This window comes from Lysobacter niastensis, assembly GCF_015453285.1.
Classification (GTDB): domain Bacteria; phylum Pseudomonadota; class Gammaproteobacteria; order Xanthomonadales; family Xanthomonadaceae; genus Lysobacter_J; species Lysobacter_J niastensis.
On sequence record NZ_JADLZT010000004.1, the window covers coordinates 304,923 to 331,423 of the forward strand.

General features: G+C 67.5%; 25 protein-coding genes. 11 read left to right on the forward strand and 14 right to left on the reverse strand.

The window, feature by feature from the left end; all coding sequences use genetic code 11:
- The first annotated feature begins 13 nt into the window (after window positions 1-13).
- On the forward strand, window positions 14-460 hold the full coding sequence (locus IU514_RS08880; protein WP_194930734.1) for a cupin domain-containing protein: 447 nt from the start codon (window positions 14-16) through the stop codon (window positions 458-460).
- Window positions 461-513: 53 nt separating this feature from the next.
- Here IU514_RS08880 and purD read toward each other — a convergent pair whose 3' ends face one another.
- The 6 genes from purD to prmA form a co-directional block, all read right to left on the reverse strand.
- Entirely contained in the window at window positions 514-1,812 is a 1,299-nt protein-coding gene (gene purD / locus IU514_RS08885; RefSeq protein ID WP_194930735.1) for a phosphoribosylamine--glycine ligase, read from the reverse strand.
- 148 nt (window positions 1,813-1,960) lie between these two features.
- The gene (locus IU514_RS08890; protein WP_194930736.1) at window positions 1,961-2,461 is read right to left on the reverse strand and encodes a GNAT family N-acetyltransferase; all 501 of its coding nucleotides are present in this window, start codon (window positions 2,459-2,461) and stop codon (window positions 1,961-1,963) included.
- Window positions 2,462-2,586: 125 nt separating this feature from the next.
- The gene (gene purH, locus IU514_RS08895) at window positions 2,587-4,170 is read right to left on the reverse strand and encodes a bifunctional phosphoribosylaminoimidazolecarboxamide formyltransferase/IMP cyclohydrolase (protein ID WP_194930737.1); all 1,584 of its coding nucleotides are present in this window, start codon (window positions 4,168-4,170) and stop codon (window positions 2,587-2,589) included.
- Between the two features lie 152 nt (window positions 4,171-4,322).
- Entirely contained in the window at window positions 4,323-4,583 is a 261-nt protein-coding gene (gene fis, locus IU514_RS08900) for a DNA-binding transcriptional regulator Fis (protein ID WP_194930738.1), read from the reverse strand.
- Window positions 4,584-4,710: 127 nt separating this feature from the next.
- Window positions 4,711-5,670: a DUF3426 domain-containing protein gene (locus IU514_RS08905; protein WP_194930739.1), complete on the reverse strand. Its 960-nt coding sequence runs from the start codon at window positions 5,668-5,670 to the stop codon at window positions 4,711-4,713.
- Window positions 5,671-5,706: 36 nt separating this feature from the next.
- Window positions 5,707-6,627: a 50S ribosomal protein L11 methyltransferase gene (gene prmA, locus IU514_RS08910; protein WP_194930740.1), complete on the reverse strand. Its 921-nt coding sequence runs from the start codon at window positions 6,625-6,627 to the stop codon at window positions 5,707-5,709.
- 290 nt (window positions 6,628-6,917) lie between these two features.
- On the opposite strand from prmA, the gene IU514_RS08915 reads away from it, so the two are divergent.
- Both IU514_RS08915 and IU514_RS08920 read left to right on the forward strand, forming a co-directional pair.
- Window positions 6,918-7,829 (forward strand): hypothetical protein, encoded by a 912-nt coding sequence (locus IU514_RS08915; protein ID WP_228760590.1) that lies wholly within the window; start codon window positions 6,918-6,920, stop codon window positions 7,827-7,829.
- A 2-nt stretch (window positions 7,830-7,831) separates the two neighbouring features.
- Window positions 7,832-8,206: a hypothetical protein gene (locus IU514_RS08920; RefSeq protein WP_194930741.1), complete on the forward strand. Its 375-nt coding sequence runs from the start codon at window positions 7,832-7,834 to the stop codon at window positions 8,204-8,206.
- Between the two features lie 84 nt (window positions 8,207-8,290).
- Here IU514_RS08920 and accC read toward each other — a convergent pair whose 3' ends face one another.
- From accC to IU514_RS08955, 7 genes are all read right to left on the reverse strand, one after another.
- A complete protein-coding gene (gene accC, locus IU514_RS08925; protein ID WP_194930742.1) occupies window positions 8,291-9,658 on the reverse strand; it encodes an acetyl-CoA carboxylase biotin carboxylase subunit in 1,368 nt (455 codons plus the stop codon).
- Between the two features lie 105 nt (window positions 9,659-9,763).
- Window positions 9,764-10,237 (reverse strand): acetyl-CoA carboxylase biotin carboxyl carrier protein, encoded by a 474-nt coding sequence (accB, locus tag IU514_RS08930; RefSeq protein WP_194930743.1) that lies wholly within the window; start codon window positions 10,235-10,237, stop codon window positions 9,764-9,766.
- Window positions 10,238-10,286: 49 nt separating this feature from the next.
- Entirely contained in the window at window positions 10,287-10,739 is a 453-nt protein-coding gene (gene aroQ, locus IU514_RS08935; protein ID WP_194930744.1) for a type II 3-dehydroquinate dehydratase, read from the reverse strand.
- 129 nt (window positions 10,740-10,868) lie between these two features.
- Entirely contained in the window at window positions 10,869-11,465 is a 597-nt protein-coding gene (locus IU514_RS08940; RefSeq protein WP_194930745.1) for a TlpA family protein disulfide reductase, read from the reverse strand.
- The gene (locus IU514_RS08945; protein ID WP_194930746.1) at window positions 11,465-13,849 is read right to left on the reverse strand and encodes a protein-disulfide reductase DsbD; all 2,385 of its coding nucleotides are present in this window, start codon (window positions 13,847-13,849) and stop codon (window positions 11,465-11,467) included. The genes IU514_RS08940 and IU514_RS08945 overlap by 1 nt, the downstream gene beginning before the upstream one ends.
- Window positions 13,842-14,183, reverse strand: a complete 342-nt coding sequence (gene cutA, locus IU514_RS08950; protein WP_194930747.1) for a divalent-cation tolerance protein CutA — start codon at window positions 14,181-14,183, stop codon at window positions 13,842-13,844. The genes IU514_RS08945 and cutA overlap by 8 nt, the downstream gene beginning before the upstream one ends.
- Before the next feature lie 82 nt (window positions 14,184-14,265).
- The gene (locus tag IU514_RS08955; RefSeq protein ID WP_194930748.1) at window positions 14,266-14,679 is read right to left on the reverse strand and encodes a helix-turn-helix transcriptional regulator; all 414 of its coding nucleotides are present in this window, start codon (window positions 14,677-14,679) and stop codon (window positions 14,266-14,268) included.
- 523 nt (window positions 14,680-15,202) lie between these two features.
- Here IU514_RS08955 and groES point away from each other — a divergent pair.
- A complete protein-coding gene (gene groES / locus IU514_RS08960; protein ID WP_194930749.1) occupies window positions 15,203-15,490 on the forward strand; it encodes a co-chaperone GroES in 288 nt (95 codons plus the stop codon).
- A gap of 54 nt (window positions 15,491-15,544) precedes the next feature.
- A complete protein-coding gene (gene groL, locus IU514_RS08965) occupies window positions 15,545-17,182 on the forward strand; it encodes a chaperonin GroEL (protein WP_194930750.1) in 1,638 nt (545 codons plus the stop codon).
- 82 nt (window positions 17,183-17,264) lie between these two features.
- Here groL and IU514_RS08970 read toward each other — a convergent pair whose 3' ends face one another.
- Window positions 17,265-18,365, reverse strand: coding sequence for a TIGR03118 family protein (locus tag IU514_RS08970; protein ID WP_194930751.1), 1,101 nt, complete (start codon window positions 18,363-18,365; stop codon window positions 17,265-17,267).
- 198 nt (window positions 18,366-18,563) lie between these two features.
- On the opposite strand from IU514_RS08970, the gene IU514_RS08975 reads away from it, so the two are divergent.
- The 6 genes from IU514_RS08975 to IU514_RS09000 all read left to right on the forward strand — a co-directional run bounded on the left by IU514_RS08975 (window position 18,564) and on the right by IU514_RS09000 (window position 26,466).
- Window positions 18,564-19,190 (forward strand): RNA polymerase sigma factor, encoded by a 627-nt coding sequence (locus IU514_RS08975; protein WP_194930752.1) that lies wholly within the window; start codon window positions 18,564-18,566, stop codon window positions 19,188-19,190.
- Window positions 19,187-19,885 carry a zf-HC2 domain-containing protein gene (locus tag IU514_RS08980; RefSeq protein WP_194930753.1) on the forward strand — a complete coding sequence of 233 codons (699 nt, stop codon included), beginning with the start codon at window positions 19,187-19,189 and terminating at the stop codon, window positions 19,883-19,885. The genes IU514_RS08975 and IU514_RS08980 overlap by 4 nt, the downstream gene beginning before the upstream one ends.
- On the forward strand, window positions 19,882-21,171 hold the full coding sequence (locus IU514_RS08985) for a S8 family peptidase (protein WP_194930754.1): 1,290 nt from the start codon (window positions 19,882-19,884) through the stop codon (window positions 21,169-21,171). Before IU514_RS08980 ends, IU514_RS08985 begins: the two co-directional genes overlap by 4 nt.
- Before the next feature lie 12 nt (window positions 21,172-21,183).
- Window positions 21,184-21,885, forward strand: a complete 702-nt coding sequence (locus tag IU514_RS08990; protein ID WP_194930755.1) for a TorF family putative porin — start codon at window positions 21,184-21,186, stop codon at window positions 21,883-21,885.
- Window positions 21,886-22,073: 188 nt separating this feature from the next.
- Window positions 22,074-24,686: a S8 family peptidase gene (locus IU514_RS19145; protein ID WP_324187805.1), complete on the forward strand. Its 2,613-nt coding sequence runs from the start codon at window positions 22,074-22,076 to the stop codon at window positions 24,684-24,686.
- 379 nt (window positions 24,687-25,065) lie between these two features.
- Entirely contained in the window at window positions 25,066-26,466 is a 1,401-nt protein-coding gene (locus IU514_RS09000) for a S8 family serine peptidase (protein ID WP_194930756.1), read from the forward strand.
- Window positions 26,467-26,501: the final 35 nt, after the last annotated feature.

The following is a 26,501-nucleotide window of genomic DNA, read 5'->3' on the forward strand; positions in this document are numbered from 1 at the left end:
CGAGGTGAACGCCATGAACATCCGCATATCCGCCGTCCTGCTGCTGGCCTCCCTCGCCGCTGCAGCCCCCTCCGTGCTCGCCCACGGCCCCGGTTCTCGTGATGGCGAGGAGAAGATCAGCATCCTTCAGGAGCGCAAGCTCTCCGACGCCCCGGGAAAGACCGCGCTGGCGTTCACGGTGGAATACGCGCCGGGCCAGCAGTCGATCCCGCACCTGCATGGAGGTTCCGCTATCGCGTACGTCATGGAAGGCGCCGTGGTTTCGCAGCTCGAGGGCGAGGCGCCTGTTACTTACCGCGCGGGCCAGTCCTGGTATGAGACGCCCGGCATCGGCCACCTCGTTTCGCGCAACGCGAGCAGCACGCAGCCGGCCAAGTTGCTGGTGTGGATCCTCAACGACAGCGACAAGCCTCTTCTGACGCCGCTGCCTTCGAATGGAGAAGCCGAAGCAGCGCGTTGACACGGTGGTGCCGGCGACGGGTCATCCTGCCGCCGGTGCCGCGCATGAAACCGTCAGGCCAGCGCTTCCTCATCCTCGCGCTCGATCGCCCGCCAGCCGATGTCGTGGCGGTGGAACTCGCCGTGCCACGAAATGCCCGCCACTTCTGCATAAGCGAGGCGCTGTGCATCGGCCACCGAGTCGCCCAGCGCGCACACGCACAGCACGCGGCCGCCAGAGGTGATGACGTGTTCGCCTTCCAGCGTGGTGCCGGCGTGGAAGACCTTGGTGTCTTCGATGTCGGGCGTATCCCAGGCGCTGATCACGTCGCCGGTACGCGGCGTGCCGGGGTAGCCCTCTGCCGCCATCACCACGCCGAGCGACGGGCGCGGGTCCCACTTCGCCTTGGCTTCGTGCAGCCTTTCGTCGATCGCCGCTTCGACCAGGTCGAGCAGGTCCGACTGCAGGCGCAGCATTACCGGCTGCGTTTCCGGGTCGCCGAAGCGCACGTTGTACTCGATGACCTTCGGCGCGCCATGCTTGTCGATCATCAGGCCCGCGTAGAGGAAGCCGGTGAACGGAATGCCGTCGGCGGCCATGCCGCGCACGGTCGGCTCGACGACTTCGCGCATCACGCGCGCATGCACTTCCGGCGTGACCACCGGCGCCGGCGAGTACGCACCCATGCCGCCGGTGTTGGGGCCGGTGTCGCGATCGCCCACGCGCTTGTGGTCCTGGCTGGTCGCCATCGGCAGGGCGGTCTTGCCGTCGACCATCGAAATGAAACTGGCTTCCTCGCCGTCGAGGAACTCCTCGATCACCACGCGCGCGCCGGCCGCGCCGAATGCGTAGTCGGACAGCATGTCGGTGATGGCGGCCTCCGCTTCGGCCAGGCTCATCGCGACGATGACGCCCTTGCCGGCCGCCAGGCCGTCGGCCTTGATGACGATGGGCGCGCCTTTCGCCTGCACGTATTCCAGCGCGGCGTCGGCCTCGGTGAAGACGGCGTAGTGCGCGGTCGGGATGCCGTGGCGCGCGAGGAAGTCCTTGGCGTAGGCCTTGCTGCCTTCCAGCTGCGCAGCGGCGGCGGTCGGCCCGAAGATGCGAAGCCCGTGTTCGCGGAAACGGTCGACGACACCCGCCACCAGCGGTGCCTCGGGTCCGACGACAGTGACGGCGATGTCCTCGTCCTTGACCAGCTTCAGGAGGCCGTCGATGTCGGTGGCGGCAACGGCGACGTTGCGGCACTTGTCCTCGGTGGCGGTGCCGGCATTGCCAGGTGCCACCAGCACTTCGGAGATGCGCGCCGACTGCGCCAGCTTCCAGGACAGCGCATGCTCGCGTCCGCCCGAACCGATAACGAGGACTTTCATGCGGCGGGCTCCTGCCTGTGCGCGACGTGGGACTCGATTTTACGTGACCGGCCCCAGCGACGGCGAAAATCAGCGCGCGATGAACCGGTGTCAGTCAGTCGAACGTCGCCGGAGGCCACGATCGGCCTGCGGTCTTCGGCTTCGCGAGTCAGGTCAGGCCGAAAGCGGTGTGGTAGCGGACTTCGCCGTCAGGAATCGTGCCGCCCAGGGCAAGCGCCATGAAATATTCGGGCGGAACGTTGGCGAGGCGCGCGCCTTCGCCGGCGCGAAAGCCGAACTGCTGGTAAAAGCCGGGTTCGCCCAGCACCACGCAACCGGCGGCGCGCATGCGTTCGAGTTCGGTGAGGCCGGCCCGCACCAGCGCCTTGCCGACGCCGTGGCGCTGGTCGCGCGGCAGTACCGCTATCGGCGCCAGGCCGTACCACTGGCCAGTCGTGGCGGGCGAGAGCGTGACCGGTGAGAAGGCGATGTGGCCGGCGATGCGGCCGTCGATGTCCGCGACCAGCGACAGCGACAGCGCCTGTGCTTCACGCAGTGCATCGACGATGCGCTGTTCGGGGCCGCCATCGCCGGGTTGTCCGGCGAAGGCAGCGCCGATGACGTCGCGGATCGCCGCGTGGTCAGCTTCGGTTTCAGTGCGTATCCACATGGGAACCTCCGTTGTTCCGCGCAGTGTGCCGCGGCTGCGGTTATGGCGCGGTCAGTGGGGTCGGCCCCACCAAAACGACAATCCCGGCCGGAGCCGGGATTGCGTAGCGCTCAAGGCCGGAAGCCTCAGTGGCGGAAATGACGCACGCCGGTGAACACCATCGCGATGCCGTGTTCGTCGGCCGCGGCGATGACTTCGTTGTCGCGCATCGAACCGCCCGGCTGGATCACCGCCTTGATGCCGGCTTCCGCCGCGGCGTCGATGCCGTCGCGGAACGGGAAGAACGCATCGGAGGCCATCACCGAACCCGGCACCACCAGCCCGGCATCGGTCGCCTTGATGCCGGCGATGCGCGCCGAATAGACGCGGCTCATCTGGCCCGCGCCGACGCCGATCGTGCGGTGGTCCTTGGCGTACACGATGGCGTTGGACTTGACGTACTTGGCCACGCGCCAGGCGAACAGCAGGTCGTCGAGCTGCTCCTTCGTGGGCGCGAGCTTGGTGACGACCTTCAATTCCTCGCGCGTCACTTCGCGGATGTCGCTGGTTTGCATCAGCAGGCCCGAGCCGACGCGCTTGACGTCCATGTTGTTGCGGCCTTCGCCATGCGGGATGCGCAGCACGCGCACGTTCGCCTTCTTCCTCGCGTAATCGAGCGCGCCATCCTCGTAATCCGGCGCGATGAGCACCTCGACGAACTGCCGGTCGAGAATGGCCTTGGCGGTAGCCGCATCGAGCTTCGTGTTGAAGGCGATGATGCCGCCGAAGGCGGAGGTCGGGTCGGTGGCGTAGGCCAGTTCGTAGGCATCGCCGCAGGCCACGCCCTCGGCGACGCCGCAGGGGTTGGCGTGTTTGACGATCACACAGGCCGGGCGCTCGAACTGACGCACGCATTCCCACGCCGCGTCTGCGTCGGCCAGGTTGTTGAAACTCAGTTCCTTGCCCTGCAGCTGGGTGAACGTCGCCAGCGTGCCCGGCACCGGCCACAGGTCGCGGTAGAACGCGCCGTGCTGGTGAGGGTTCTCGCCGTAGCGCAGGTCCATGACCTTGACGAAGTTGCTGTTCTGCTGCGCCGGGAACAAGGCGCGCGAGCCGTCGTCGTTGAGCGCCGACAGGTAGTCGCTGATGCAGGCGTCGTACTGGGCGACGCGGTTGAACGCGGCGACCGACAGGCGAAAGCGCGTGGCCGCCGACAGCGTGCCGCCGTTGCCGTCGAGCTCGGCGACGATGCCGGCGTACTGCGCCGGATCGGTCGCCACGGCGACGCGCGCGAAGTTCTTCGCCGCCGAACGCAGCATGGCCGGGCCGCCGATGTCGATGTTCTCGACGATGTCCTCCATCGAGCTGTCCGGATTGGCCGAGACCTTCTCGAACGGATACAGGTTCAGCACCAGCAGGTCGATCGCCGCGATGCCGTGCTGCGCCATCACCTCGTCGTCGGTGCCGGCGCGGCCGAGCAGGCCGCCGTGCACGATCGGATGCAGCGTCTTGACGCGGCCATCCATCATTTCGGGGAAGCCGGTGACGTCGGCGACATCCTTGACCGGCAGGCCGGCATCCCGGATCGCCTTGGCGGTGCCGCCGGTGGACAGCAGTTCGACGCCGTGGGCGTGGAGCGACCGGGCCAGTTCGATCAGGCCGGTCTTGTCGGAAACGGAAAGCAGCGCGCGGCGGAGTTTCACCGGCGGGGCGGCAGGATCGATGCTCATGAGGGGGCTTTGGGAGGAGGAAAAAGCCCCGGAATTATACGCCGCGGCCCGGGCGGACTCGCGCGCTCCGGTACATGGGTCATGCGGTCGCGCCGGGCTGGGCGCCGCGCTGACCACCGATGCCGGCTGCGGCAGGGTGATCGGATCCCGGCTCAGGCGAGCCCGTAGTCCTTCAGCTTTTTGCGCAATGTGGCGCGATGGATGCCGAGCATGGCCGCCGCGCGGCTCTGGTTGCCGTCGCAGTGCTCCAGGACTTCCGCGAACAGCGGAATCTCGAGTTCGCGCAGCGCGATCTCGTACAGGTTCTCGGTGTCAGACCCATTGAGGTCGCCGAGGTAACGGCGGATGGACGTGGCCACATGGTCGCGCAACGGCACGCGATGGCGATTGGCTTCGTTGGCAGCTGCGTTCAAAAGGCGTCCCCTGACGTAATCCCGGTCTGGTTCCCCTGCCCGCGATTTGCACGCGGTCCTGCAGACGGGACGGCGAGTCTAGCGCGGGGGCGTCGCGGTAAACAACGCGACCGTCGGGGGGTGGCCGTCAGCGGAAATCGAAGGTAAACGCCACGATCCGCGGTGCAGGTTCGATGACATCGAGCTGGACCGCGGCGCTCTGGCCGGGCGCCAGCAGATCGGCGGTGCCGTGCTCGCGATACTCGGCGGGGGCGAACGCCCGCTGACCGACCTGGCGGCCGTCGACATCCGACAGGCTCAGCACGAGTGTGGGCCAGGGCTGGGGCCAGCGAGCGTCGTTGCGGAAGCTGGCGCTGACCGCGAGTACGCCGGCCATGCCGGGTTTGGGTTGCACGTTGCGGTCCAGCATCGTGAATGCCACCGGCTCATGCCAGGGCGGAAGCTCGCAGCGCAGCACGCTGCACACTGCGGCGACGACAGGCCGCCAGTTCGCCTGCATGGCCAGTTCCGCGCGCTGCGCCAACAGCAACTGCAGCGCCAGTACCAGCAGCAGCGCGGCGATGGCCACCGGTCCGCGCCAGTTGTGCGGTCGCGCGGGCGCGGCCTGGCGAGCGCGGGCAAAGCTTGGCGTGGCGCGCGCGTGCGGACGGCGAGGCGTGGCGGCGCGCGCATTCGCTGGCGCCAGCGACGATGCGGCGATGGATTCCTCGAAGGAAGGCTCGGCTGGTGCGTCGGCGAGGGGCTGCACCGATACCTCAGCCGTATCGGCCGGGGCCGTTTCCGGGGCTTGCGGATGCGCTTCCACCGCGGGCGTAGCGGGTGGATCGGAATCCGGCTCCGTGTGCGCTGGCGGCGATTCTTCCGCCACGGGCGCAGGAGTTGCTGCCGCCGTTTGCGTTGCGGCCACTTCCGTCGCCGCAGGAACCGACGCATCGGCCGTCGGTTGCGCCGCGGCCCGTGTTTTCGCGGCTTTGGCGGCGGGCTCGGCGCGCAGCAACTCGTCGCAGCGCGGGCAGCGCTGCTTGGGGTTGTGGCGGGTCGTGGCCAGGGCGACCAGGAAACCGCAATGCGGGCAGGGCGCGAACATTCCGGTTATTCAATCACGCAGCGGGCACGATTGGCCTCAGCCCCGACGCACGCCTGTGACGCGCATCCAGTCTTCGAGCCGGTCGGCGCGCAGCTGGTCGAAGTCCTTCGCATAGCGCGCCAGCACTTCGTCTTCCTGTCCGGCCAGGATGCCCGACAGCGCGATGTGCCCACCCGGAGCAACGCGCGATGCCAGCGTGTCGGCAAGCGCGATCAGCGCGGTGGCGAGGATGTTGGCGACCACGACCGGGTAGGTCGCCTGCGGTTCGTCATCGGGCAGGTGCACGGCCATGCGGTCGCTGACGCCGTTGCGCTCGGCGTTGTCGCGGGTGGCGATCAGCGCTTGCGGATCGTTGTCCACGCCGACGGCCTGTTGGGCGCCGAGCTTGAGCGCGGCCAGCGCGAGGATGCCCGAGCCGCAGCCGAAATCGAGCACCCGCGCTTCGCGCAGATGACCTTGCGATGCCAGTTCGTCGAGCCATTGCAGGCACAGCGCGGTCGTCGGGTGTGTGCCCGAACCGAACGCCAGGCCGGGATCGAGCCGGACCACGGCCGCATCTGGCGCGTCGGCGCCCTCGGGCAGATCGCAGTTCCAGGGCACGATCCAGGTGTGCGTCCCGAAGCGCAGCGGCTCGTACTGGTCCATCCAGGCGCGTTCCCAGTCCTGGTCCTCGACCTCGCGGAAGCGCACCTGCGACCAGTCCAGGCCTTCGTCGGCCGCGCCCAGCGCGTAAAGCAGCAGTTCCTGCGGCGTGCCGGCCTCGAACAGCGCGGTCAGCACCAGTTCGTGCCAGAGCGGCGTTTCGCCGACGCCGGGCTCGAAGATCGCCTGCTCGTCCGGGGCGTCGGCGTGGGCGTCGGCGAGGGTGACGGCAAGCGCGCCGACGCTCTCCAGCGCGCGCTCGTAGCGGGGCTGCTGGACTTCGGTGCAGGGCAGGGTGAGTTCGAGGAACGGCATGGGGCAACGGGCAACGGGGGAGCGGGCATGTTGGGCCGCGCCCGGGACGGCGTAAAGAGCGTCCTGCCGCCGGCATGCTGGGTTGCGTGGAAAGCGACAATGTCGATGCGGCAACCGGAGCCAGTTCCCCCTAGAATGGCCGGGATTTTGTGCCTGCCCGGCAGGCGCTCCAGGAGACGAGGATGCCCGCGCCCCACGGCCGGCCCCGTCCGCACATCGGCGAAGGCCGCTGACGGATGGTGCCGCGCAGCGCCAACAAACATGTGTTCGGTCTCATCGCGGCGTCCGCGATGCTGGCCGCGCTGTTTTTTGCGCGCGACCATGGCTGGCAGCGGCATGGCGCTCCGGTGATGCCGGATGGCGGGGTGGTGGACGCGGTATCCGTGGGCGGTCCCGCCGAGGTGCATGACCTGCCGGCGGCGCCGTTCTCGGGTCGTATCGAGGATGCCGTTGTCGCCAATCGCCACGTGACACTGCGTGCGCCGACGCCCCGGCAGGAATTCGAAACCGCGCCGGATCTGTATGCCTACGTGCAGAGGCTCGATGCCGCCGTGCGCGCGGGCGATCCCGATGCCGCCTGGATGGCGAGCCGTGCGTACGACTATTGCGCCGGCTTCGCGATGGCGCCGACCGGCTACGCCCACGACACCGAAGCCATCGCCGCGATGCGTCTGTCCACGTCGGAGGCGATGGCGACTTCGCGCCAGCGCGTGAGCCAGCGTTGCGCGCGTTTCGCGCCTCAGGACCGGCTGTTCCAGGCGATGCTCGTGCGCCGGATCCAGGCGGCGCGCGCCGGCAGCCTGGCTGCGGAGGCCTCGCTGGTCGCAATGGGTCGGCCACTGAGCAACGATGAGAATTACCTGCGCAGCCTCGTGCTGCGCGTACGCCGTTCGAAGGATGCGGAAGCCTATCTGGCGTTGTCGCCCGTGATGGGCGCCGTCGCGAACGGCAAACCTGAATTGGCCGACCAGGTCGCCGGAAGCCAGCAAAGCGAACTGGCCTGGCAAGTGGCGGCATGCGAACTCGGGATGAGCTGCGGCCCGGACAGTGCCCTGATGACTTCTTATTGCGCGAACGGTGGCATCTGTTCACGCGAGCAGGGGCAGGATTTCCAACGATTCGTTAATAGCGCTACGCGCGCGCAAGGCGCGGAAGCGGTGGACGAGATGGTCGCCTCGCTATTGGGCGGGGGGAGAGGATGAATATGAGCGAGAACCGCAATTTACGCAGAGCCAAGGCCTGCTTCTGGCTGCTGCTGGTCGGCATCTATTCGGTCGCAACCGCGGACGTCGTGATCGACGTCATCAACGGCGAGGAATATCACGAGCTGTCCGCGGTGGCGGCGGCTTCGGCGGACTCGCCGGCCGAGGTACGTGCGCAGGGCGCCGCCCAGATCGCCGCGATCCATCGCGCGCGCAGCGGTTCGCCGTTCTCGTCGCTGCCGCCTGGCAGCACGTTCAAGGTCGTCTGGCCCGACGGCTCGACCGAGTACGTGCAGGTGCTCAGCCCGATTTCGAGCGCGGGCGTGCAGGTCGTCGACGCGCCGCAGACGCAGGCGCTGGCCGAACAGGCCCGCTGACAACAAAGCCGCGGCACTCTCGCGCCGCGGCTTTCCGTTATCACGCTCGTTTCAACGCCCTTCCGCATCGGGAAGGGCGGTCGGTCACACGATCGACAGCGCCTTTTCCTTCTGTTCCTTCAGGCGCTTTTCCAGGTAGTGGATGTTCATGCCACCCTGCTGGAATCCGGCATCCGACATGATCCGCTGCTGCAGCGGGATGTTGGTCTTGATGCCATCCACGACCATTTCCGACAGTGCCACGCGCATGCGCGCGATCGCGGTCTCGCGGTCGGGACCGTGCACGATCAGCTTGCCGATCATCGAGTCGTAGTTCGGCGGCACGCGATAGCCTTCGTAAATGTGGCTGTCGACGCGCACGCCCGGGCCACCCGGTGCGTGGAAGTGCTGGATCAGGCCCGGGAACGGCATGAACGTATCCGGATCTTCCGCATTGATGCGGCACTCGATCGCGTGGCCTTCCAGCACGATGTCGCTCTGCTTGATCGAGAGCTTGTGGCCGGCGGCGATGTTCAGCTGCTCGCGCACCAGGTCGATGCCGGTGACCATCTCGGTGACCGGATGCTCCACCTGGATACGGGTGTTCATCTCGATGAAGTAGAAGCGGCCGTTCTCGTAGAGGAACTCGAACGTGCCGGCGCCGCGGTAGCCGATGCGCAGGCAGGCTTCCACGCAGACCTTGCCGATCTCGGCGCGCTGCTCCGGCGTGATGCCGGGTGCGGGCGCTTCCTCGACCACCTTCTGGTGGCGGCGCTGCATCGAGCAGTCGCGCTCGCCCAGGTGGATGGCATGGCCCTGGCCGTCGGCGAGCACCTGGATCTCCACGTGGCGCGGGTTCTCCAGGAACTTCTCCATGTAGACCATGTCGTTGCCGAACGCGGCCTTGGCTTCGGTCTTGGTGGTCTGGATCGCCGTGGTCAGGTGCGCTTCGGTGTGGACCACGCGCATGCCGCGGCCGCCGCCGCCGCCAGCGGCCTTGACGATCACCGGGTAGCCGATCTCGCGCGCGATCTTGATGTTGGTCGCCGGGTCGTCGCCGAGCGGACCGCCGCTGCCGGGCACGCAGGGCACGCCGGCCGACTTCATCGCGCGGATCGCCTCGACCTTGTCGCCCATCAGGCGGATCGTGTCGGCCTTGGGGCCGATGAAGATGAAGCCGGACTGTTCCACGCGTTCGGCGAAGTCGGCGTTCTCGGAGAGGAATCCGTAGCCGGGATGGATCGCCTGTGCGTCGGTGACTTCGGCCGCGGCGATGATCTGCGCCATGTTGAGGTAGCTGTCGGTCGACGGCGCGGGGCCGATGCAGACCGACTCGTCGGCCATCGCGACGTGCTTGAGGTTGCGGTCGACGGTGGAGTGCACCGCGACCGTGCGGATGCCCAGCGCGTGGCACGCGCGCAGGATGCGCAGCGCGATCTCACCGCGATTGGCGATTACGACTTTGTCGAGCATGGGCTTATTCCGTTACGAAGTAGTTGGGGCTGTGCCCCCGGCCATCGCGACTGCATGCGCGATGGCATTCGCGGGCTCGCGGCTTGCGCCGCTCGAAGTCCCCGCTCACCCGATCACGAACAGCGGCTGGTCGAACTCGATCGGCTGGCCGCTCTCGACCATCACCTTGAGCACGGTGCCGGCCACGTCGGCTTCGATCGGGTTGAACATCTTCATGGCCTCGATGATGCCGAGGGTGTCGCCGGCCTTGACGGCCTGGCCGACGGTGACGAACGCAGGCTTGTCCGGCGCCGGCGAGGCGTAGAACGTGCCGACCATGGGCGCGCGCATGATGTGGCCGGGCGGCAGGTCGGCGGCGGGCTTGGGCGTGCCGCCGCTGGCCGCTTCGGTCGGGCCGTGCATCGGCATCACCGGCGCGTGGGCGGCAGGCGCGGCGTGCATGACCGGTGCCGGGGCGACCATCGTGCCCTTCGGCGTGCGGGCCAGGCGGACGGATTCTTCGCCTTCCTTGATCTCGATCTCGGCGAGGTTGGATTCCTCGAGCAGGTCGATGAGCTTCTTGATCTTGCGCAGGTCCATGGATGGGCCTCTAGGTCTGTGCCCGTGGCAACGGGCGGGTGAGTTGGAATCAGTGAGCGGTGCCGGCGGCAAGCCGGGACAACGCGGCGTCGAGGGCATACCGGTAGCTGTCCGCGCCGAAGCCGCACACCACGCCCACGGCGAGGTCGCTGAAGTAGCTGGTGTGGCGGAACGGCTCGCGCCGGTGCGGATTGGACAGGTGTACTTCGTAGAACGGGATGGCCACCGCGGCCAGTGCGTCGCGGATCGCCACGCTGGTGTGGGTGAAGGCGGCGGGGTTGATCAGGATGAGTGCGGTGCCGTCCGCGCGTGCGGACTGGATGCGGTCGACCAGCGCGTGTTCGGCGTTGGACTGCAGGCTGTCGAAGGCGTGGCCGGCGGCCTCGGTGCGTGCACGCAGGTCCGCGTCGATCTGGTCGAGCGTGGCGTGGCCGTACACCTCCGGCTCGCGCATGCCGAGCAGGTTGAGGTTGGGGCCATGCAGGACCAGCAGCTTCGCCATTCGCGCGCCGGCAAAGCCGGCAAAGGACTCAAGGGCGGGCAGTGTGCGCGATGCCAGCCGGGGTGTCCAGACGTTCGCTACCGTATCGGCGAAGTTGTCAGGAATTAAGCAGTTGTTTGAGTGGCCGCTCTAATTCGAGACCCAGTCCTCGATTTCGCCATGCCGGAAAGGCCCGATCTTCTGCTTGAGCAGGCGGCCGTCGGCCGAAACCAGCACGGTATAGGGCAGAACCCCTTTGGGATTGCCCAGTTGCACGCCGGCGTCTCGCGGGCCCGCCTGGTCCAGCAGGATCGGGTAACGGACGGGGATGCGCGTCAGGAAGTCCTGCACCGCTGCGGCATCATCCAGCGCGATGCCGACCACTTGCGTGCCGTTCGTGCCCTGGGCGGCCGCGAACCGGTCCAGCTCGGGCATTTCCTCGATGCAGGGTCCGCACCAGCTCGCCCAGAGGTTCACCAGCAGGGGGCGTCCCGTGAAGTTCGCTGGCAGTTCGCGGACGTTCCCGTCCAGACCAGGCAGCTTCACGGTCGGAATGACCTCGCCGCGCCGGGCCACCGCGAGATCCGCCGGCGGCTTGGGGGCGCTGGCCTCGAGGGCGCCCTGGAGGGCTCGCTGGCCGACTTCGGTGCGCAGCAGCGGGCCAGGGCCGTTGAGCCACAACCCCGCGACCGCGCCCAGTACCCCGGCGACCGCCGCGACCAGCAGCACCTTCGCGGTGGGGCCCATCAGCGCGTGGCCCGCCTGGCGCGCTCGACGAACTTGTCAGCCTCTTCGAAACCGAACAGCCGCAGCTCGCGGCGTTCGCCGCCGCCGGTGTAGTACAGCGTCGCCGGCGGGCCGATGATGCCCAGCCGCTTCATCAGGGCCTGGTCGAGGTCGTCGTTGGCGGTGACGTCGGCCTTTAGCAGCACGAACCCGGACAGCGCCGACTGCACCGATGGGTGCGGGAACGTGTACTTCTCCATTTCCTTGCAGGACACGCACCAGTCGGCATAGAAGTCGAGCAGCAGCGGCTTGCCGGCGGCCCGGGCGGCGGCGATTTCGCGGTCGAGGTCGGCCACCGACTTGATCTTGCGGAACGGCAGTTCGCGGGCTTCGGCGACACCCCCGGACAGCCCGGCCAGCGGCTGCAGCGGATCGCGGCTCCCGGCCATCGCGCCGACCAGTTGGGCGGTGCCGAGCAGCCCGAGCAGCAGCGCGGTGGTCCAGCCAAGCACGCGCGCGCCGTCGCGGCGAACCGCCTTCAATGCCAGCGCGACCGCAGCGGCAGCGGCCAGCAGCAGCACGCCCCACAGCGCCAGCGTCGCCGGCGCCGGCAGCACGCGCGACAGCATCCACACCGCCAGGCCGAGGAACACGAAGCCGAACACGCGCTGCACCGCGACCATCCACGGTCCGCTGGTCGGCAGGCCCTTGCCGGCGGCCACGCCGAACGCGAGCAGCGGCACGCCCATGCCCATCGCCAGCAGGAACAGCGCGGCACCGCCGAACGCCGGATCCTGGGTCTGGCCGATGTAGAGCACCGCAGCCGCGAGCGGAGGCGCCACGCACGGGCCGACGATCAGCGCGGACAGTGCGCCCATCACCGCGACGCCCATCCACGAACCGCCACGTTGGCTGTCGCTCATCGAGCCGAGCCGGTTGCGCAGCGCGGCCGGCAACTGCAATTCGTAGAGCCCGAAACTCGACAACGCCAGCGCGATGAAGAGCGCCGCAAACGCGACGATCACCCACGGCGTCTGGAAGGCGACCTGCAGGTTGGCGCCGACCAGCCCGGCGACCACGCCGGCCACGGTGAACACCAGCGCGTTCGCCAGTACATAGATGAACGACAGCGCGAATGCGCGGCGCGCACCCAGGCCCGGGCCATGGCCGGCGATCAGGCCGGAGAGGATCGGGATCATCGGCAGCACGCAGGGCGTGAAGGCCAGCAGCAGTCCGAAGCCGAAGAAGCTCAGCAGCGCCCACCAGCGGTTCGGGCCGGAGAGGGCCGCGGCAAGGCGGCTGTCTTCGGCGAGATTGCTGTCCGGCGCCGCAGCGGCGGCTTCGCTGCGCGCCTGTGGCGCTGCCGCGGATTCGGATACGGATGCACTGGAGCGCGAAGCATCGTCCGCGGACAGCGGTGCCTCAGCGGCTGCAACGGGCGCAACCGGTGGCGCCGCCGCCTGCACGCTGCCGGCGGGCAGCGCGACATCGATGCTGCGCGTCATCGGCGGGTAGCAGATGCCGTCGTTCTGGCATCCCTGGAACGTTGCGGTCAGGCGCAGCGGCGTCGCATCGGCGTGGGTGCGGCCGAGCGGCACCGGCACTTCCACTTCATCGAAGAACACCACCACGTTGCCGAAATGTTCGTCGCGATGCGCCACGCCCTGTGGCCAGCGCGGCGCGCCGAGCGAGAGTCCGGACTTCGCGGCCGCGGCATCGAGCTTCAGTGAGGTCTTGTCGCGATAGAGGTAGTAGCCGCGCGCGGGAGTAAAGCGCAGCAACAGCGTGTTGCCGTCCTGGGCGATCGCTTCGAAGCGGAATGCCTGCTCCGGCGGCAACGGCAGGGCATCGGTCGCACCCGGGGTATTGCCGAGCAATCCGCCACCTGATGGCGCGCTGCCTGGCTGCGCGCCGAACGGCACCAGCGGTTCGGCCGCGGCGGCGCTCGACAGCGCGACCGTCACGCTGCGGGTCTGCGGCGGATAGCAGATGCCTGCGTCGGCGCAGCCCTGGTACTTGATCTTCAGGGTGACGCTGCCAGCGCGGGCCTGTCCCGGCAGCTCCGCAGTCAGCGACTGGCGGTAGGTCTCGACCCGGCCGAAGAACTCGTCCTCGTGCGACTCGCCCTTCGGCAGTTGCAGCGGCTGCGCGGCAAAGCCGGCGTCGGTCTGCACGCTGATCCGGTGCCGATAGAGGTAGTAACCGTCGGCGATGCGCCATTGGATCGCGATGCGGTCCGGCGAGGCGGCCTGCGCGGACAGCGCGAAGGCCTCGTCGACCGGCAGCAGGTCGTCGGGATCGATCGCCGCACTGGCCGGGCCGGCCAGCGCCAGGCCGGCAAACAGGGCCGCGACGAATCGGACGGCGGGGAAACGGATCAGGGAACGCAAGGTGGAATCAGTCATCGTCACGGGTCTGTTCGGCCACCCAATCCAGGTACGGGGCGAGGCCGCCGCGGACTTCGACCGCGATCGCTTCGGGCAGTTCATACGGATGGAGGGCCTGTAGCCGCGCGATCAGCGCGTCCTGACGCCCGGCGGTGGTCTTGATCAGCAGCAGCACTTCCCCGGCCTGTTCGACGGAGCCCTGCCAGCGATAGGTCGAGTGCAGGCCCGGCAACCGGCTGACGCAGGCGGCCAGCCGTTCCTCCACCAGGGTCCTGGCGATGGTGTCGGCGGTCGGAACGTCCGGGCAGGTGCTCAGCAGCAGCCGCACGGCGGAATCGGTCGGGGTCGGCATGAGGGGCGCCAGTTTAGCGCCCGCCCCTGCGGCGGGCGAGGCGGGAAACCCAGCGTTCCATGCCGTCGTCCCCCGCGGGCCGTCAACTCGGGATGCGTGCGGCTTCGCGCGTCCCGCGCGGCCTCCCCGTCCGTTGCAGGGCGAGTTGCTCGGCCAGTTCCACCAGCGGCGCCTTGGCCAGCGTCGGCGCATCGCGGAAGGCGCCGAGCAGGCGCAGTTCCAGCGGGTCGTCGACCAGGATGGCGTCGACCGCAGCGACCGAGTCCAGCGCAGTATCCGGTGACAGCGTCATCTTGCCGCGGCCGGTGGCCAGCCATTCGAACTGCACCCCCGTCACCATCGCCACCTCGCGCAGGTGTGCTGCGCTCGGGAACTTGCCCTGTGCCGCCTCCCAATGCCCGACGGCGCTGCGCTGCACTCCCACGGCGGCGCCGAGGGCCGCCTGCGAAAGACCGGCGTGCCGTCGGGCCAGGCGTATGCGTTGTTGCGGTGTCATGTCGGCTCCTTCCGTTGAATATCGACGAGGACAGCGACGCTCACGATGTGACCAATAAACGCCTCAGGCTGTGTCCTATTGGTAGCGTGTAGAACATTACCCATCACGGGAAACCGGCTTTTTTCAGGGATTTCGTTGGGCGCCCGCTACCGGGAGTCAACAGTGCCGCAAGTCGGTGCCTCTAGGCAATATCCCCGCCGCCGCCCACCATTGCCCTCGCCGACACGGACGTCGGCACAGACAAGGGGTCGGTTAGGGATCGGCGCAGGATTGCGCCACGCCGAGGACGACGGCCATCTCAACACCACGGAGCGCGTTCCTCGGGGGACGCGCTCTTTCTTTTTCTGGGCCCCTGCCACCGCGTCGCCCTTGAAAGGCCTGGCGCCGGCCCCATTACTCGCTCGTCCCGGTTCGCCGGGATTTCTTTGCATGCGGCCTTGGCAGTCTCTTCGAGTGACTGCTAAAATCTCGCAACTTTTCCCGCTCATTCAACCACTTACATTCTCTCTTCGGAGGCGTTGCCATGAATATCAAGCCGCTGTTCGACCGCGTGGTCATCAAGCGCATGGAAGAAGAAAAGCTGTCCGCCGGCGGCATCGTGATCCCGGATTCGGCCACCGAAAAGCCGATCAAGGGCGAAGTCGTCGCCGTCGGCGAGGGCAAGGTGTTCGACAACGGCAACGTGCGCGCGCCCAAGGTCAAGGTCGGCGACAAGGTGCTGTTCGGCAAGTACAGCGGCACCGAAGTGAAGCTCGACGGCGTCGAGCTGCTGGTCGTGAAGGAAGACGACATCTTCGCGGTCCTCGGCTGATCGCCCGCTTCCCGCGAATCCTTTTTCCCTGATTCTTTTTTGAGGTAATCCGCAATGGCTTCCAAGGAAATCCGCTTCGGCGAGGACGCGCGCACCAAGATGCTGCGCGGCGTCAACACGCTCGCCAACGCCGTCAAGGCCACCCTGGGCCCGAAGGGCCGCAACGTCGTGCTCGAGAAGAGCTTCGGCGCCCCGACGATCACCAAGGACGGCGTGTCCGTCGCCAAGGAGATCGAGCTCGCCGACAAGTTCGAGAACATGGGCGCGCAGATGGTCAAGGAAGTCGCTTCCAAGACCTCCGACAACGCCGGTGACGGCACCACCACCGCGACCGTGCTGGCCCAGGCGCTGATCCGCGAAGGCATGAAGGCGGTCGCCGCCGGCATGAACCCGATGGACCTCAAGCGCGGCATCGACAAGGCCGTCGTGAGCGCCGTCGAGGAGCTGAAGAAGATCTCCAAGCCGTCCTCGACGAGCAAGGAAATCGCCCAGGTCGGCGCGATCTCGGCCAACTCCGACACCAACATCGGTGACCTCATCGCGCAGGCGATGGACAAGGTCGGCAAGGAAGGCGTGATCACCGTCGAAGACGGCTCGGGCCTGGAGAACGAACTCGACGTCGTCGAGGGCATGCAGTTCGACCGCGGCTACCTGTCGCCGTACTTCATCAACAACCAGCAGTCGATGCAGGCCGAACTGGAAGATCCGTTCATCCTGCTGCACGACAAGAAGATCTCCAACGTGCGTGACCTGCTGCCCGTCCTCGAGGGCGTGGCCAAGGCCGGTAAGCCGCTGCTGATCATCGCCGAGGAAGTCGAAGGCGAAGCGCTGGCGACCCTGGTGGTCAACACCATCCGCGGCATCGTCAAGGTCTGCGCCGTCAAGGCTCCGGGCTTCGGCGACCGTCGCAAGGCGATGCTGGAAGACATGGCCATCCTGACCGGCGGCACCGTGATCTCCGAAGAGGTCGGCCTGCAGCTCGACAAGGCCACCATCAAGGACCTCGGTCGCGCCAAGAAGGTGCAGATCTCGAAGGAAAACACCACCATCATCGACGGCGCCGGCGAAGTCGCTGGCATCGAAGGCCGCATCAAGCAGATCAAGGCGCAGATCGAGGAGACCTCCTCCGACTACGACCGCGAGAAGCTGCAGGAGCGCGTGGCCAAGCTGGCCGGCGGCGTGGCCGTCATCAAGGTCGGTGCCGCCACCGAAGTCGAGATGAAGGAAAAGAAGGCTCGCGTCGAAGACGCGCTGCACGCTACCCGCGCTGCCGTTGAAGAAGGCATCGTCCCGGGCGGCGGCGTCGCGCTGCTGCGCGCCAAGGCCGCGATCGCCGGCCTCAAGGGCATCAACGAAGACCAGAACCACGGCATCGCCATCGCCCTGCGTGCGATGGAAGCGCCGCTGCGCGAGATCGTGACCAACGCCGGTGACGAGCCGTCGGTCATCCTCAACAAGGTCATGGAAGGCAACGGCGCGTTCGGCTACAACGCCGCCAACGGCGAGTTCGGCGACATGATCGAGTTCGGCATCCTGGACCCGACCAAGGTCACCCGCACCGCGCTGCAGAACGCAGCTTCGATCGCTGGCCTGATGATCACGACCGAAGCGATGGTCGCCGAGCTGCCGAAGAAGGACGAGCCGGCGATGCCGGGCGGCGGCATGGGCGGCATGGGCGGCATGGACTTCTAAGTCCCGCCTCCACCGTTGCAGCAACATCGAAAGGCCCGCTCACGCGGGCCTTTCTTTCGTCGGTTCCTCTTGCGCTGTCGGACTACGGAATGACGTCGAGGCGCCCGTACAGTCCGTGCTCCTCGTCATCCGGTCCTGAGGCGAAGAACAATGTGTTGACCGGCTGGTTGAGGAATCCGTTGCCGAACCCGATGCCCCACAGCCCCTCGATCTCGATCGGCTGGAAGTGCTTGTCGCGCAGCGGCCCCAGCGCAAAGCCGAACACCGGCTCGTAGGCGTTGATGCGCCCATCGCCGAAGTTGCCGATCAGCAGCGCGTTGCTGAAGAAGCCGAACTTGGCCGGAGCCAGCGCGACGCCCCAGGGAGCGTTGAGGCTTCCGCGCGAAGCGATGCGCCGGATCAGCTGGCCGTTAGGCGTGTACACGTCGACGTAGCCAAGCCCCGGTCCGACCACCTCGTCGGTCATCGCCGCGTCCTGCTTGGCATAGGTGACGTAGATGTTGCCGCCGATCGCATGGATGCCGAACGGCGCGAAGCCTGCCGGTATGCGCGGGTCCTTGAAGGCGCCGGCCGGCATCTGCACCGGCTTGAACGTGCTGTCGAACACGTCGACGCGGGCATGGAAGAAGTCGGCGGCATACAGCAACTGCCCGTTACCGCCTGCGCTCAATGCCAGGCCCTTGTAGTTGGCGCCGCTGGCGGAATTGTCGATCGCGGTGATGGCGTGGGTGACATCGACGTTCGGCGCCCAACCGGCGATCACGCCCTGCTCGGTCGCGAAGATGAAGCGGCTGGCGCCAGTGGCCGTGCCGTTGGTGACCGTGAAGAAGTTGGATGCATTGAAGACGATGCCGGTGGGCTCGCCGCCGCCACTGGGATCGCCGGGCGAGGGAATCGCCACGACCAGCGCGTTGGCATTGCCGTCACCGTCGTAAAGCGTCGATACCCCGGCATCGGCATCGGCGACCCAGACGAATCCGAATGGGTTGAAGGCGATGCCCCATGAGTTCACGAGGTTGGGGTCGGTGTGTTCGGCGGGAATGAATCCGTCGGACACGAGATTTCGCTGCTCGAAGCGGAACCCGTCTGCGGCCTGCACCGCCGGCGCGGCGGCCAGGGTGAGTGCGAAGGCGAGTGCCAAGGGCGCGAAGAAATGCGTGCGGAGACTTGCAGGCGACTTCATTTTCAACTCCTTGGATTGGGAACGGGAGTGACTGGATTACGTGCGTCAGCGCAAGCCGCCGACGCCGCAATGAGTGAATCCCGCGCACGACAACGACGGTTCACCCTCACGCCGGCGCAACATTCCCGAACACGGCGGCGCGCACTATTGAACCGGCCTCGCGATCACGGGTATTGACGTCGGCGCGAGGTGACGCGCATGGCGATGAATCGCATGGCGAATGAGCCGGGCATGCAGGGCGAGGCACGCGGGAAGCACCGCACGGGCTCCGCGCCCGATGAGAATGCGCTGATCGACGGCGTGGCCGCCGAGCGCATGGAGGCGTTCGAGACGCTGTACCGGCTGTACCACCCGCGGCTGACGCGCTTCCTGCGCGGCATGACGCGACGGCCATCGCTGGTCGAGGAAATCCTCAATGACACGATGATGGTGGTGTGGCGCAAGGCGCATACGTATCAGCCGGACGCCAGGGTTTCGACGTGGATATTCGGCATCGCCTATCGCCAGGCGCTCAAGGCGCTGCGCCGGCAGGACGACATTGCGGTATCCGTCGCGCCGTTGCAGGACGGTTTGGCCGATCCGATGCAGGTGGGTCCCGACATGGAGGTTCAACGCCTCGAGCTGCATGCGCGCATCGACCAGGCGATGAATGCGTTATCGGCGGAACAACGCGCGGTGATCGAACTGACGTACTACCTCGGCTACAGCTGCCGGGACGTTGCGCAGGTGATGGACTGCCCGGTCGATACGGTGAAGACGCGCATGTTCTACGCGCGGCGCAAGATGAAGACGGTGCTCGGATTGAGCCGCGAGGAGGCGATATGAGCGGCCGCGTACTGAACTTTGAAAGCTCCGACCACACCCGGACGTTGCGCCTGCTGCCCTGGTACGCGAACGGCACCCTCGACGACGATGACTCGCAGCGCATCACCCGGCATCTGGCCGAGTGTGCGGAGTGTCGCGGCGAACTCGACGAACTGCGCTGCCTGCAGGGCTACTGCATGCAATCCCCCACCGTCCAAGCCCACGAGGTCGCCGATGCCGAACCATCGCTGGCGCGGCTGCGCCAGCGCCTGCAGCCGCCGCACCCGGCGCGCACATCTCGCTGGCAGGGACTGCTTCAGAACTGGTCGCAGGCGCCGTCGTGGCTGCGATTCGCGCTGGCCGCGCAGTTCTGTGCGGTATTCGCACTGGCCGGTGTGCTGGTCGGACAGGAGCGTTCCGGGCTGCGCCGTACATCGCCATCGTCGCCGCTGATGTACCGGACCCTTGGGGTCATGGAGCCCGCGCGGCGCGCCGGCGAGGCAACGCTGGTGGTCATGTTCCAGCCGCACCTGCGCCACGCCGATGTGCAGCGGTTGTTGTTGTCGAGCCAGGCACGCATCGTCGACGGGCCGAGCGATGCGGGCGCCTACGTGCTGGCGGTGCCTGTCGATCGGCGGGATGCGGCATTGGCAGCGCTTCGGCGCGAGCCGGGTGTCGCGATGGCCGAAACTCTGGATGCGGGGGAACGGCGTTGATCTCGCGTTCGCTGCTGCTGAGCCTGGCGTTGCTGTTTCCGGGTGCCGGAGTGATGGCGACGCCGCCGGATGCAGTGGCGTCGCAGGCGGTCGCCGACGCGCCGGCTGCTGCAGGAGAGGTGGCGGACCGCCAGATCCTGTTGATGCTGCGAGCACCTCCCGCGCACTACAGGCCGGACGCGGGGTATTCGGGACAGTACCTGGCGGCGCCGGATCGCCAGTCGCAGCGGCGCATCGCGCGCATCCTCGCGCGCGAACACGGATTGCGGTTGGTCGACGACTGGCCGATGCCCTCGCTCGGGCTCGCCTGCTTCGTGCTCGAGGCTGCGTCGCCCGATACGCGAGACCAGGCCGTGAGCGAGCTATCGGACGATCCGCGCGTGGAGTCGGTGCAGCGCATGAACCTGTTCCGCGTTCTCGGCACTTCGGATCCGCTGGCACCGGTGCAGCCGGCGACGACACGCTGGCATCTGCGCGAACTGCACGCCGTCGCGACCGGACGAAGCGTCACCGTCGCCGAGCTCGACACCGGCGTCGACGTGGCGCATCCCGATCTGCACGGGCAAGTGGCATTGGCGCGGGATTTCGTCGACGGCGCGACCCCGCCGGCGGAGACGCATGGCACCCAGGTGGCCGGGATCATCGTCGCGCGTGCCGGCGACGGCATCGGCATCGCAGGCATCGCACCGGATGCGCGGCTGCTGGCATTGCGCGCATGCTGGCAGGGGAGCTCAGGCGCGTCGCACTGCAGCAGCTTCACGCTGGCCAAAGCATTGCAGTTCGCTCTGCAGAGCAGGGCACAGGTGTTCAACCTGAGCCTGAGCGGTCCTTCCGATCGCCTGCTGGCCCGGCTGATCGATGTCGCGCTGGACGAAGGCGTCATCGTCGTCGGTGCCGTGGACACGCTGGCGAAAGACGGCGGCTTCCCTGCGGACCACGAAGGCGTGATTGCGGTGGCGGCACCGGGGCAGGCCGGCAACGCGGCCGATGTGCTACTGGCACCGGCTAAAGGAATTCCTGCGCCGACACCGGGCGGTGGCTGGAGCATGGTGTCGGGCTCGTCCTTCGCCGCCGCCCAGGTGTCCGGCCTGGTCGCGTTGCTGCGGGAACTGTCGCCCGGTTTGCCTACGCCCCAGCTTCGCGCGGCACTCGGCGCACCTGGGCTAGGCTCGCCCCCGAGGCGGCCCGTGCCGGTCGACGCATGCGCCGCGGTCGTGCGCGTGGCCGGACGCTGCGCCTGCGATTGCGCTGCGGCCCAAACGTTGCACCGGATGCCGCGCAGATGAGGCGCTCCTGCATTGCTGCGTGGCGCGGTCGCGCTGTGGGGCTTGCTGTCGGCCGGGGCTGCCTGCGCCCAGGTGTCCGCGCGCGTGGCCGTTGCCTCGGATTACCGCTTCCGGGGCGTGTCATTAAGCGATGAGCGGCCGGCCGTGCAGGCCACTCTCGCGTATGACCATTCCGATGGCTGGTACGCCGGCGTGTTCGCATCAAGCGTGCGCATCGAGCCGGACTCCGGCACGCAGGTACAGTGGCTGCCGTATGCCGGTTACGCGCGCCGCCTGCCATCGGGGTTGAGCTGGGATGTCGGCGCGCAGTACGCGATGTTCACCGGCAATGCGGACTACGACTACCCGGAGCTCCATGCGGGCCTCACGTCCGAGCACATGAGCGCCCGCGTGCACTATGCGCCTCGCTACTTCGGCGTGCCGGCGCATGTGGTGTACGTCGAGATCGACGGCGCATATCCGGTAGGCGCACGCATGCGCCTGCTCGCGCATGCAGGATGGCTCCGGCGTGGCGATGCAGGCGAATACGACGAATACCTCGAGCGGCATCGCTTCGATGCGCGACTGGGTGCCGGCATGGCGTGGTCCGGCGCCGACCTGCAGTTGGCCTGGGTGTACGCCGAAGGGCAGTCGGGACGCTTTCCGCTGTACCTGGCTTGCCCGGGCTGTGGCGACCATGGCGGCTGGGTGCTGAGCGTTTCGTACGCCTGGTAGGCGATATCGGCGCAATGCCGTGCTGTGCCGCAACACAGATCGTTCGCCGCGTAAGGGCGTCCGATGGCCGGTGCAGGCGCGTAGTGGCGTTGTCGATTCCTGTAACGCCGCGCCTTCACGCGCCGATAGGCACGATGGCACGACAGGGGGCTGTTCGTTGCGACATCACTAGAGAAAGGGGATCCGCTGTGAAGAAGTCATCCGTACTCGCAGTTACGGCGCTTGCGAGCGCCTGCATGGCCGCGCTGGCGGCGTCGGGCTCGTCCGCCGTGGATGTGCTGGTCCCGTTGGACCCGCCCACGGTCGTCGCCTCCGATGAGCCGATCGACGAAACACCGCAACGCTGGTTCGTCGAGCTGAGCGGCGCACCTGCAGCCGACGGAGGCCAGTCCGTCTCACTGAAGAGCGAGAAGAAGTCGTTCCGCGACAACGCCCGCGCGGCCGGCGTGAAGTACCAGGAACACTACGCCTTCGATGGTCTCTTCAACGGCCTGTCGATCAGCGTCCCGCGCTCGCAGCTGAGCACGCTGGCGCGCCTGCCCGGCGTCAAGGCGATCTACCCGGTGGAAACCGTGGCGATGCCGGACCCGGAGCTCTCCTCGCCCGAGCTGACGACCGCGCTGGCGATGACCGGCGCCGATGTCGCACAGAGCGAACTCGGTCTCGACGGTACCGGCATCCGCGTGGCGGTGATGGATACCGGCATCGATATCGATCATCCCGACCTGGGCGGCGGCGGCACCAACGGAAGCACCTCGTTCCCGAGCGCACGCGTGGTCACGGGCTGGGACTTCGTCGGTGATGCCTTCAATGCCGATTCCACCTCGGCGACGTACAACCCGAACCCGGTGCCGGATGCCAGGCCGGACGATTGCAACGGCCATGGCACGCACGTCGCCGGCATCATCGGTGCCGACGGTGCGGTCAAGGGCGTCGCACCGAAGGTGACGATCGGCGCGTATCGCGTGTTCGGTTGCCAGGGGTCGACCACCGCCGACGTGATGATCGCGGCGATGGAGCGCGCGCTGGCCGACAACATGGACGTGCTCAACATGAGCATCGGTTCGACCTACCAGTGGCCCGAGTACCCGACCGCCAAGGCCGCTTCGCGCCTGGTCAACAAGGGCATGGTCGTGGTGGCATCGGCGGGCAACAGCGGTGACACCGGCCTGTATTCCACCGGCGCGCCGAGCGTGGGTGACAACGTCATCAGCGTGGCGTCGTTCGACAACACGCACGCGACGCAGCGTTATTTCGCGATTTCGCCCGACGGCACCAAGGTCGGCTTCAACCAGGCGACCGCATCGCCGACGGCGCCGTCGTCCGGCACCGTGTCGATGGCGCGCACCGGCACCGCGCAAAGCGCCGCCGACGCCTGCACCGCGCTGCCCGCTGGCAGCCTCACCGGCCAGGTCGCGCTGATCCGCCGTGGTACGTGCTCGTTCTACATCAAGGCTGCCAATGCGCAGGCGGCGGGCGCTGCAGCCGTCGTGCTCTACGACAACGTCACCGCCGCGCCGCTGAATCCGACCGTGGCCGGCACGCCCGCCATCACGATCCCGGTGGTGGGCACAACCAAGCTGTTCGGCGACCTGATCGATGGCCGTCTTGCCGCCGGGCCGGTGCAGCTGACCTGGACGGGCTCGGTGGACAAGTTCCCGAACGCGGCTGGCGGTTTGATTTCCGCCTTCAGCGCCTACGGCATGTCGCCGGACCTGGACTTCAAGCCCGACATCGGCGCGCCGGGCGGTGCGATCTACTCGACCTATCCGCTCGAGAACGGTGGTTACGCGACCATCAGCGGTACATCGATGGCCTCGCCGCACGTCGCCGGTGCCGCCGCGCTGCTGCTGCAGTCCGCGCCGAACACGAATGCGAAGAAGGTCGCCGCGATCCTGCAGAACACCGCCGTGCCCAAGGTGTGGTCCGGCAACCCGGGGACGGGCCTGCTCGACGTCGCCTATCGCCAGGGCGCCGGCATGCTGCGCATCGACGACGCCATCGTCAACGCCACGCGCGTCACGCCAGGCAAGCTGTCGCTGGGCGAGAGCACGACGGGTCCGGTCACGCGCCAACTGACGCTGAAGAACACGGGCCGCACGCCGGTCACCTACGCGTTCTCGTCGGTCAACAGCGTATCGACAGGCCCCAGCACTTATCTGCCCCTTGGCTTCTACCTGCCCAACACGGCGGTGACGTTCGGAGCCAACAGCGTCACGCTGCAGCCGAAGGCGGAGGCCACCGTCACGGTGACCATCACGCCTCCGGCGGCTGCACCGGCCGGCGGCATGTACGGCGGTTACCTGGTGATGACGCCGAGCGACGGCAGCGCCACGCTGCGTGTTCCGTTCGGCGGCTATGTCGGCGACTACCAGCTCCGCCAGGTGTTGGTGCCCACCACGAACGGCTTCCCGTGGCTGGCCCGCCTGGCGGGCACCAGTTACATCAAGCAGGCCAGCGGCGGCACCTACACGATGGCGGGCAGCGACGTACCGTTCTTCCTCGTGCACTTCGATCACCAGTCGCGCAAGCTGCGTCTGGATGTCACCGATGCCAACACGGGCAAGAACTGGCACCGCGCGCTCACCGAGGAATACATGGGCCGCAATTCCACACCGACGGGCTTCTTCGCGCTGTCGTGGGACGGCCTCACTACCTCGCCTGGCGGCGGCAAGACCTGGACCGTGCCCAATGGCCAGTACGTGGTGACGATGTCGGTGCTCAAGGCCCTCGGCGACGAGGACAATCCGGCGCACTGGGAAACCTGGGCCTCGCCAGTCATCACCGTCGCGCGTCCGTAAGCCGTTCGAAAGCATCGCCTGAACAGGGGCCCCGGCATGCCGGGGCCCTTCTTTTTAAGCCTGAACAGGGCATCTTCTGAACTGTCCAGTTCTCTTTTGCAGTGCAGCGTGCAACCGAATAACGGTTCCTTCACGATCGACTCGCATCCCGACGTGGGGGAGGGAGCAGGCCCGCAACCGGTTCGACCGGGGCGGGCTTTTTATTTGCCCAAATGTCGTGCCTGGCGCGCGAATTGCCCAGGACATCCGCGAAAGGAAGCGCCTCATGGCGCGTGAAGAAACTCCTTCACATCCCGCTGCCTAGACTCGACTTGAAAGCGCTGGGGGTCGACAGGGGAACGAAAGGCGCTTTCGGACCATTCACGACAGAGGGAATTCCATGAGCAAGCTTGCACGGGCCATCACCGTGGCCTTGGGTACGGTCGTCTTTTCTGCTTCAGCACAGGCCGCGACGTTCGTCGTCACCGCCAACTCCAACGCCTTCGACGCGCAGCTTGCGCGCAAGGTCGAAGCCGCCGGTGGCACCATCACCGCACGGCTGCCGCAGATCGGCGTCGCCATCGTGAAATCGGACTACAGCGATTTCGGCGCACGCGCGAGCAAGATCCCGGGTGTGCGTTCGGCCGTGCAGGACCTGACGGTGCAGTTCGACGTGCCCGAAAGCGAAGTCAACGTCGAAGCGGACTACGCCAACCCGCCGAACTCCGGCGACAACGATCCCTTCTTCGACCTGCAGTGGGGCCATGCCGCGATCGATGCCGCAGGCGCCTGGAACCAGGGCTATCGCGGCGCGGGCGTGAAGGTGGCGGTACTGGATACCGGTGTGTTCTGCCAGCACGTCGATATCGCGCCGAACCTGCTCGCGGCCGACTCCACTTCGTTCGTGCCGGGCGAGAGCTACTGCAACACGGTGGCCTCGCAGAACTCGCATGGCACCCATACCTCGGGCACGATCCTCGCCGCCGACAACGGCATCGGCACGATCGGTGTTGCGCCGCAGGCGAAGCTGATCGCGGTGAAAGTGCTGAGCGCCGCGACCGGCGGCGGCAGCTTCGAAGGCATCATCCAGGGCATCGTGTACGCGGCCGACAAGGGTGCCGATGTCATCAACATGAGCCTCGGCGTGCGCGGCGGACTGCAGGTCAACGGCAAGGGCGCCAACCAGGTCAGCGAACTGGTCAATGCCACCAAGCGCGCCGTCCAGTACGCGCGTTCGCAGAATGCGCTGGTCGTGGTGTCGGCGGGCAACGATGGCCGCGACCTCGACCACGACAGCGGCACCAAGATCTGCGACAGCGATGGCACCTGCTTCGTCGCCAACCTCAAGGCGTTCCCGGCTGAGCTGCCGGGCGTGCTGGCGGTGTCGGCGCTGGGCCCGATGGCGTGGGCGTACGACCTCAACACCAACCTCGACCGGCTCGCCAGCTACAGCAACTACGGCCAGTCGGCGATCTCGTTCGGTGCACCGGGCGGCGACTTTGCCTATGAAGGCAACGAGAACTGCACGGTCAAGGGCGTCACGATCCCGTGCTGGGCGTTCGACATGGTGCTGAGCACCACGCGCTCGCCGGGCTCGTACAGCTGGAATGCCGGCACCAGCATGGCCGCGCCGCACGTCTCAGGCGTGGCCGCGCTGATCATCGGCAAGCATGGCGGCGAGATGGCACCGGCGGAAGTCGAACGCATCCTGCGTGCTTCGGCCGACGACCTCGGCAAGCCGGGCAACGACAGCACGTTCGGCAACGGCCGCGTCAATGCGGCGCGCGCCGTGCAGTACTGATCGATTCGCGCTGTTCGACGTACGGACGGCCGCCT

Excerpts from the sequence above, each read along its gene's own strand:
- aroQ (WP_194930744.1), bottom strand. The coding sequence starts at position 10,739 with ATGGCGAAGCTGCTGGTCCTGCATGGCCCCAACCTCAACCTGCTCGGC.
- IU514_RS08890 (WP_194930736.1), bottom strand. The coding sequence starts at position 2,461 with ATGTGGATACGCACTGAAACCGAAGCTGACCACGCGGCGATCCGCGAC.
- IU514_RS08940 (WP_194930745.1), bottom strand. The coding sequence starts at position 11,465 with ATGGGCCCCACCGCGAAGGTGCTGCTGGTCGCGGCGGTCGCCGGGGTA.
- purD (WP_194930735.1), bottom strand. The coding sequence starts at position 1,812 with ATGAAAGTCCTCGTTATCGGTTCGGGCGGACGCGAGCATGCGCTGTCC.
- groL (WP_194930750.1), top strand. The coding sequence starts at position 15,545 with ATGGCTTCCAAGGAAATCCGCTTCGGCGAGGACGCGCGCACCAAGATG.
- IU514_RS08915 (WP_228760590.1), top strand. The coding sequence starts at position 6,918 with ATGCTGGCCGCGCTGTTTTTTGCGCGCGACCATGGCTGGCAGCGGCAT.
- IU514_RS08920 (WP_194930741.1), top strand. The coding sequence starts at position 7,832 with ATGAGCGAGAACCGCAATTTACGCAGAGCCAAGGCCTGCTTCTGGCTG.
- IU514_RS08970 (WP_194930751.1), bottom strand. The coding sequence starts at position 18,365 with ATGAAGTCGCCTGCAAGTCTCCGCACGCATTTCTTCGCGCCCTTGGCA.
- IU514_RS08955 (WP_194930748.1), bottom strand. The coding sequence starts at position 14,679 with ATGACACCGCAACAACGCATACGCCTGGCCCGACGGCACGCCGGTCTT.
- purH (WP_194930737.1), bottom strand. The coding sequence starts at position 4,170 with ATGAGCATCGATCCTGCCGCCCCGCCGGTGAAACTCCGCCGCGCGCTG.
- accC (WP_194930742.1), bottom strand. The coding sequence starts at position 9,658 with ATGCTCGACAAAGTCGTAATCGCCAATCGCGGTGAGATCGCGCTGCGC.
- IU514_RS09000 (WP_194930756.1), top strand. The coding sequence starts at position 25,066 with ATGAGCAAGCTTGCACGGGCCATCACCGTGGCCTTGGGTACGGTCGTC.
- IU514_RS08880 (WP_194930734.1), top strand. The coding sequence starts at position 14 with ATGAACATCCGCATATCCGCCGTCCTGCTGCTGGCCTCCCTCGCCGCT.
- IU514_RS08945 (WP_194930746.1), bottom strand. The coding sequence starts at position 13,849 with ATGACTGATTCCACCTTGCGTTCCCTGATCCGTTTCCCCGCCGTCCGA.
- groES (WP_194930749.1), top strand. The coding sequence starts at position 15,203 with ATGAATATCAAGCCGCTGTTCGACCGCGTGGTCATCAAGCGCATGGAA.
- IU514_RS08905 (WP_194930739.1), bottom strand. The coding sequence starts at position 5,670 with ATGTTCGCGCCCTGCCCGCATTGCGGTTTCCTGGTCGCCCTGGCCACG.
- cutA (WP_194930747.1), bottom strand. The coding sequence starts at position 14,183 with ATGCCGACCCCGACCGATTCCGCCGTGCGGCTGCTGCTGAGCACCTGC.
- prmA (WP_194930740.1), bottom strand. The coding sequence starts at position 6,627 with ATGCCGTTCCTCGAACTCACCCTGCCCTGCACCGAAGTCCAGCAGCCC.
- accB (WP_194930743.1), bottom strand. The coding sequence starts at position 10,237 with ATGGACCTGCGCAAGATCAAGAAGCTCATCGACCTGCTCGAGGAATCC.
- IU514_RS08980 (WP_194930753.1), top strand. The coding sequence starts at position 19,187 with ATGAGCGGCCGCGTACTGAACTTTGAAAGCTCCGACCACACCCGGACG.
- IU514_RS08975 (WP_194930752.1), top strand. The coding sequence starts at position 18,564 with ATGGCGATGAATCGCATGGCGAATGAGCCGGGCATGCAGGGCGAGGCA.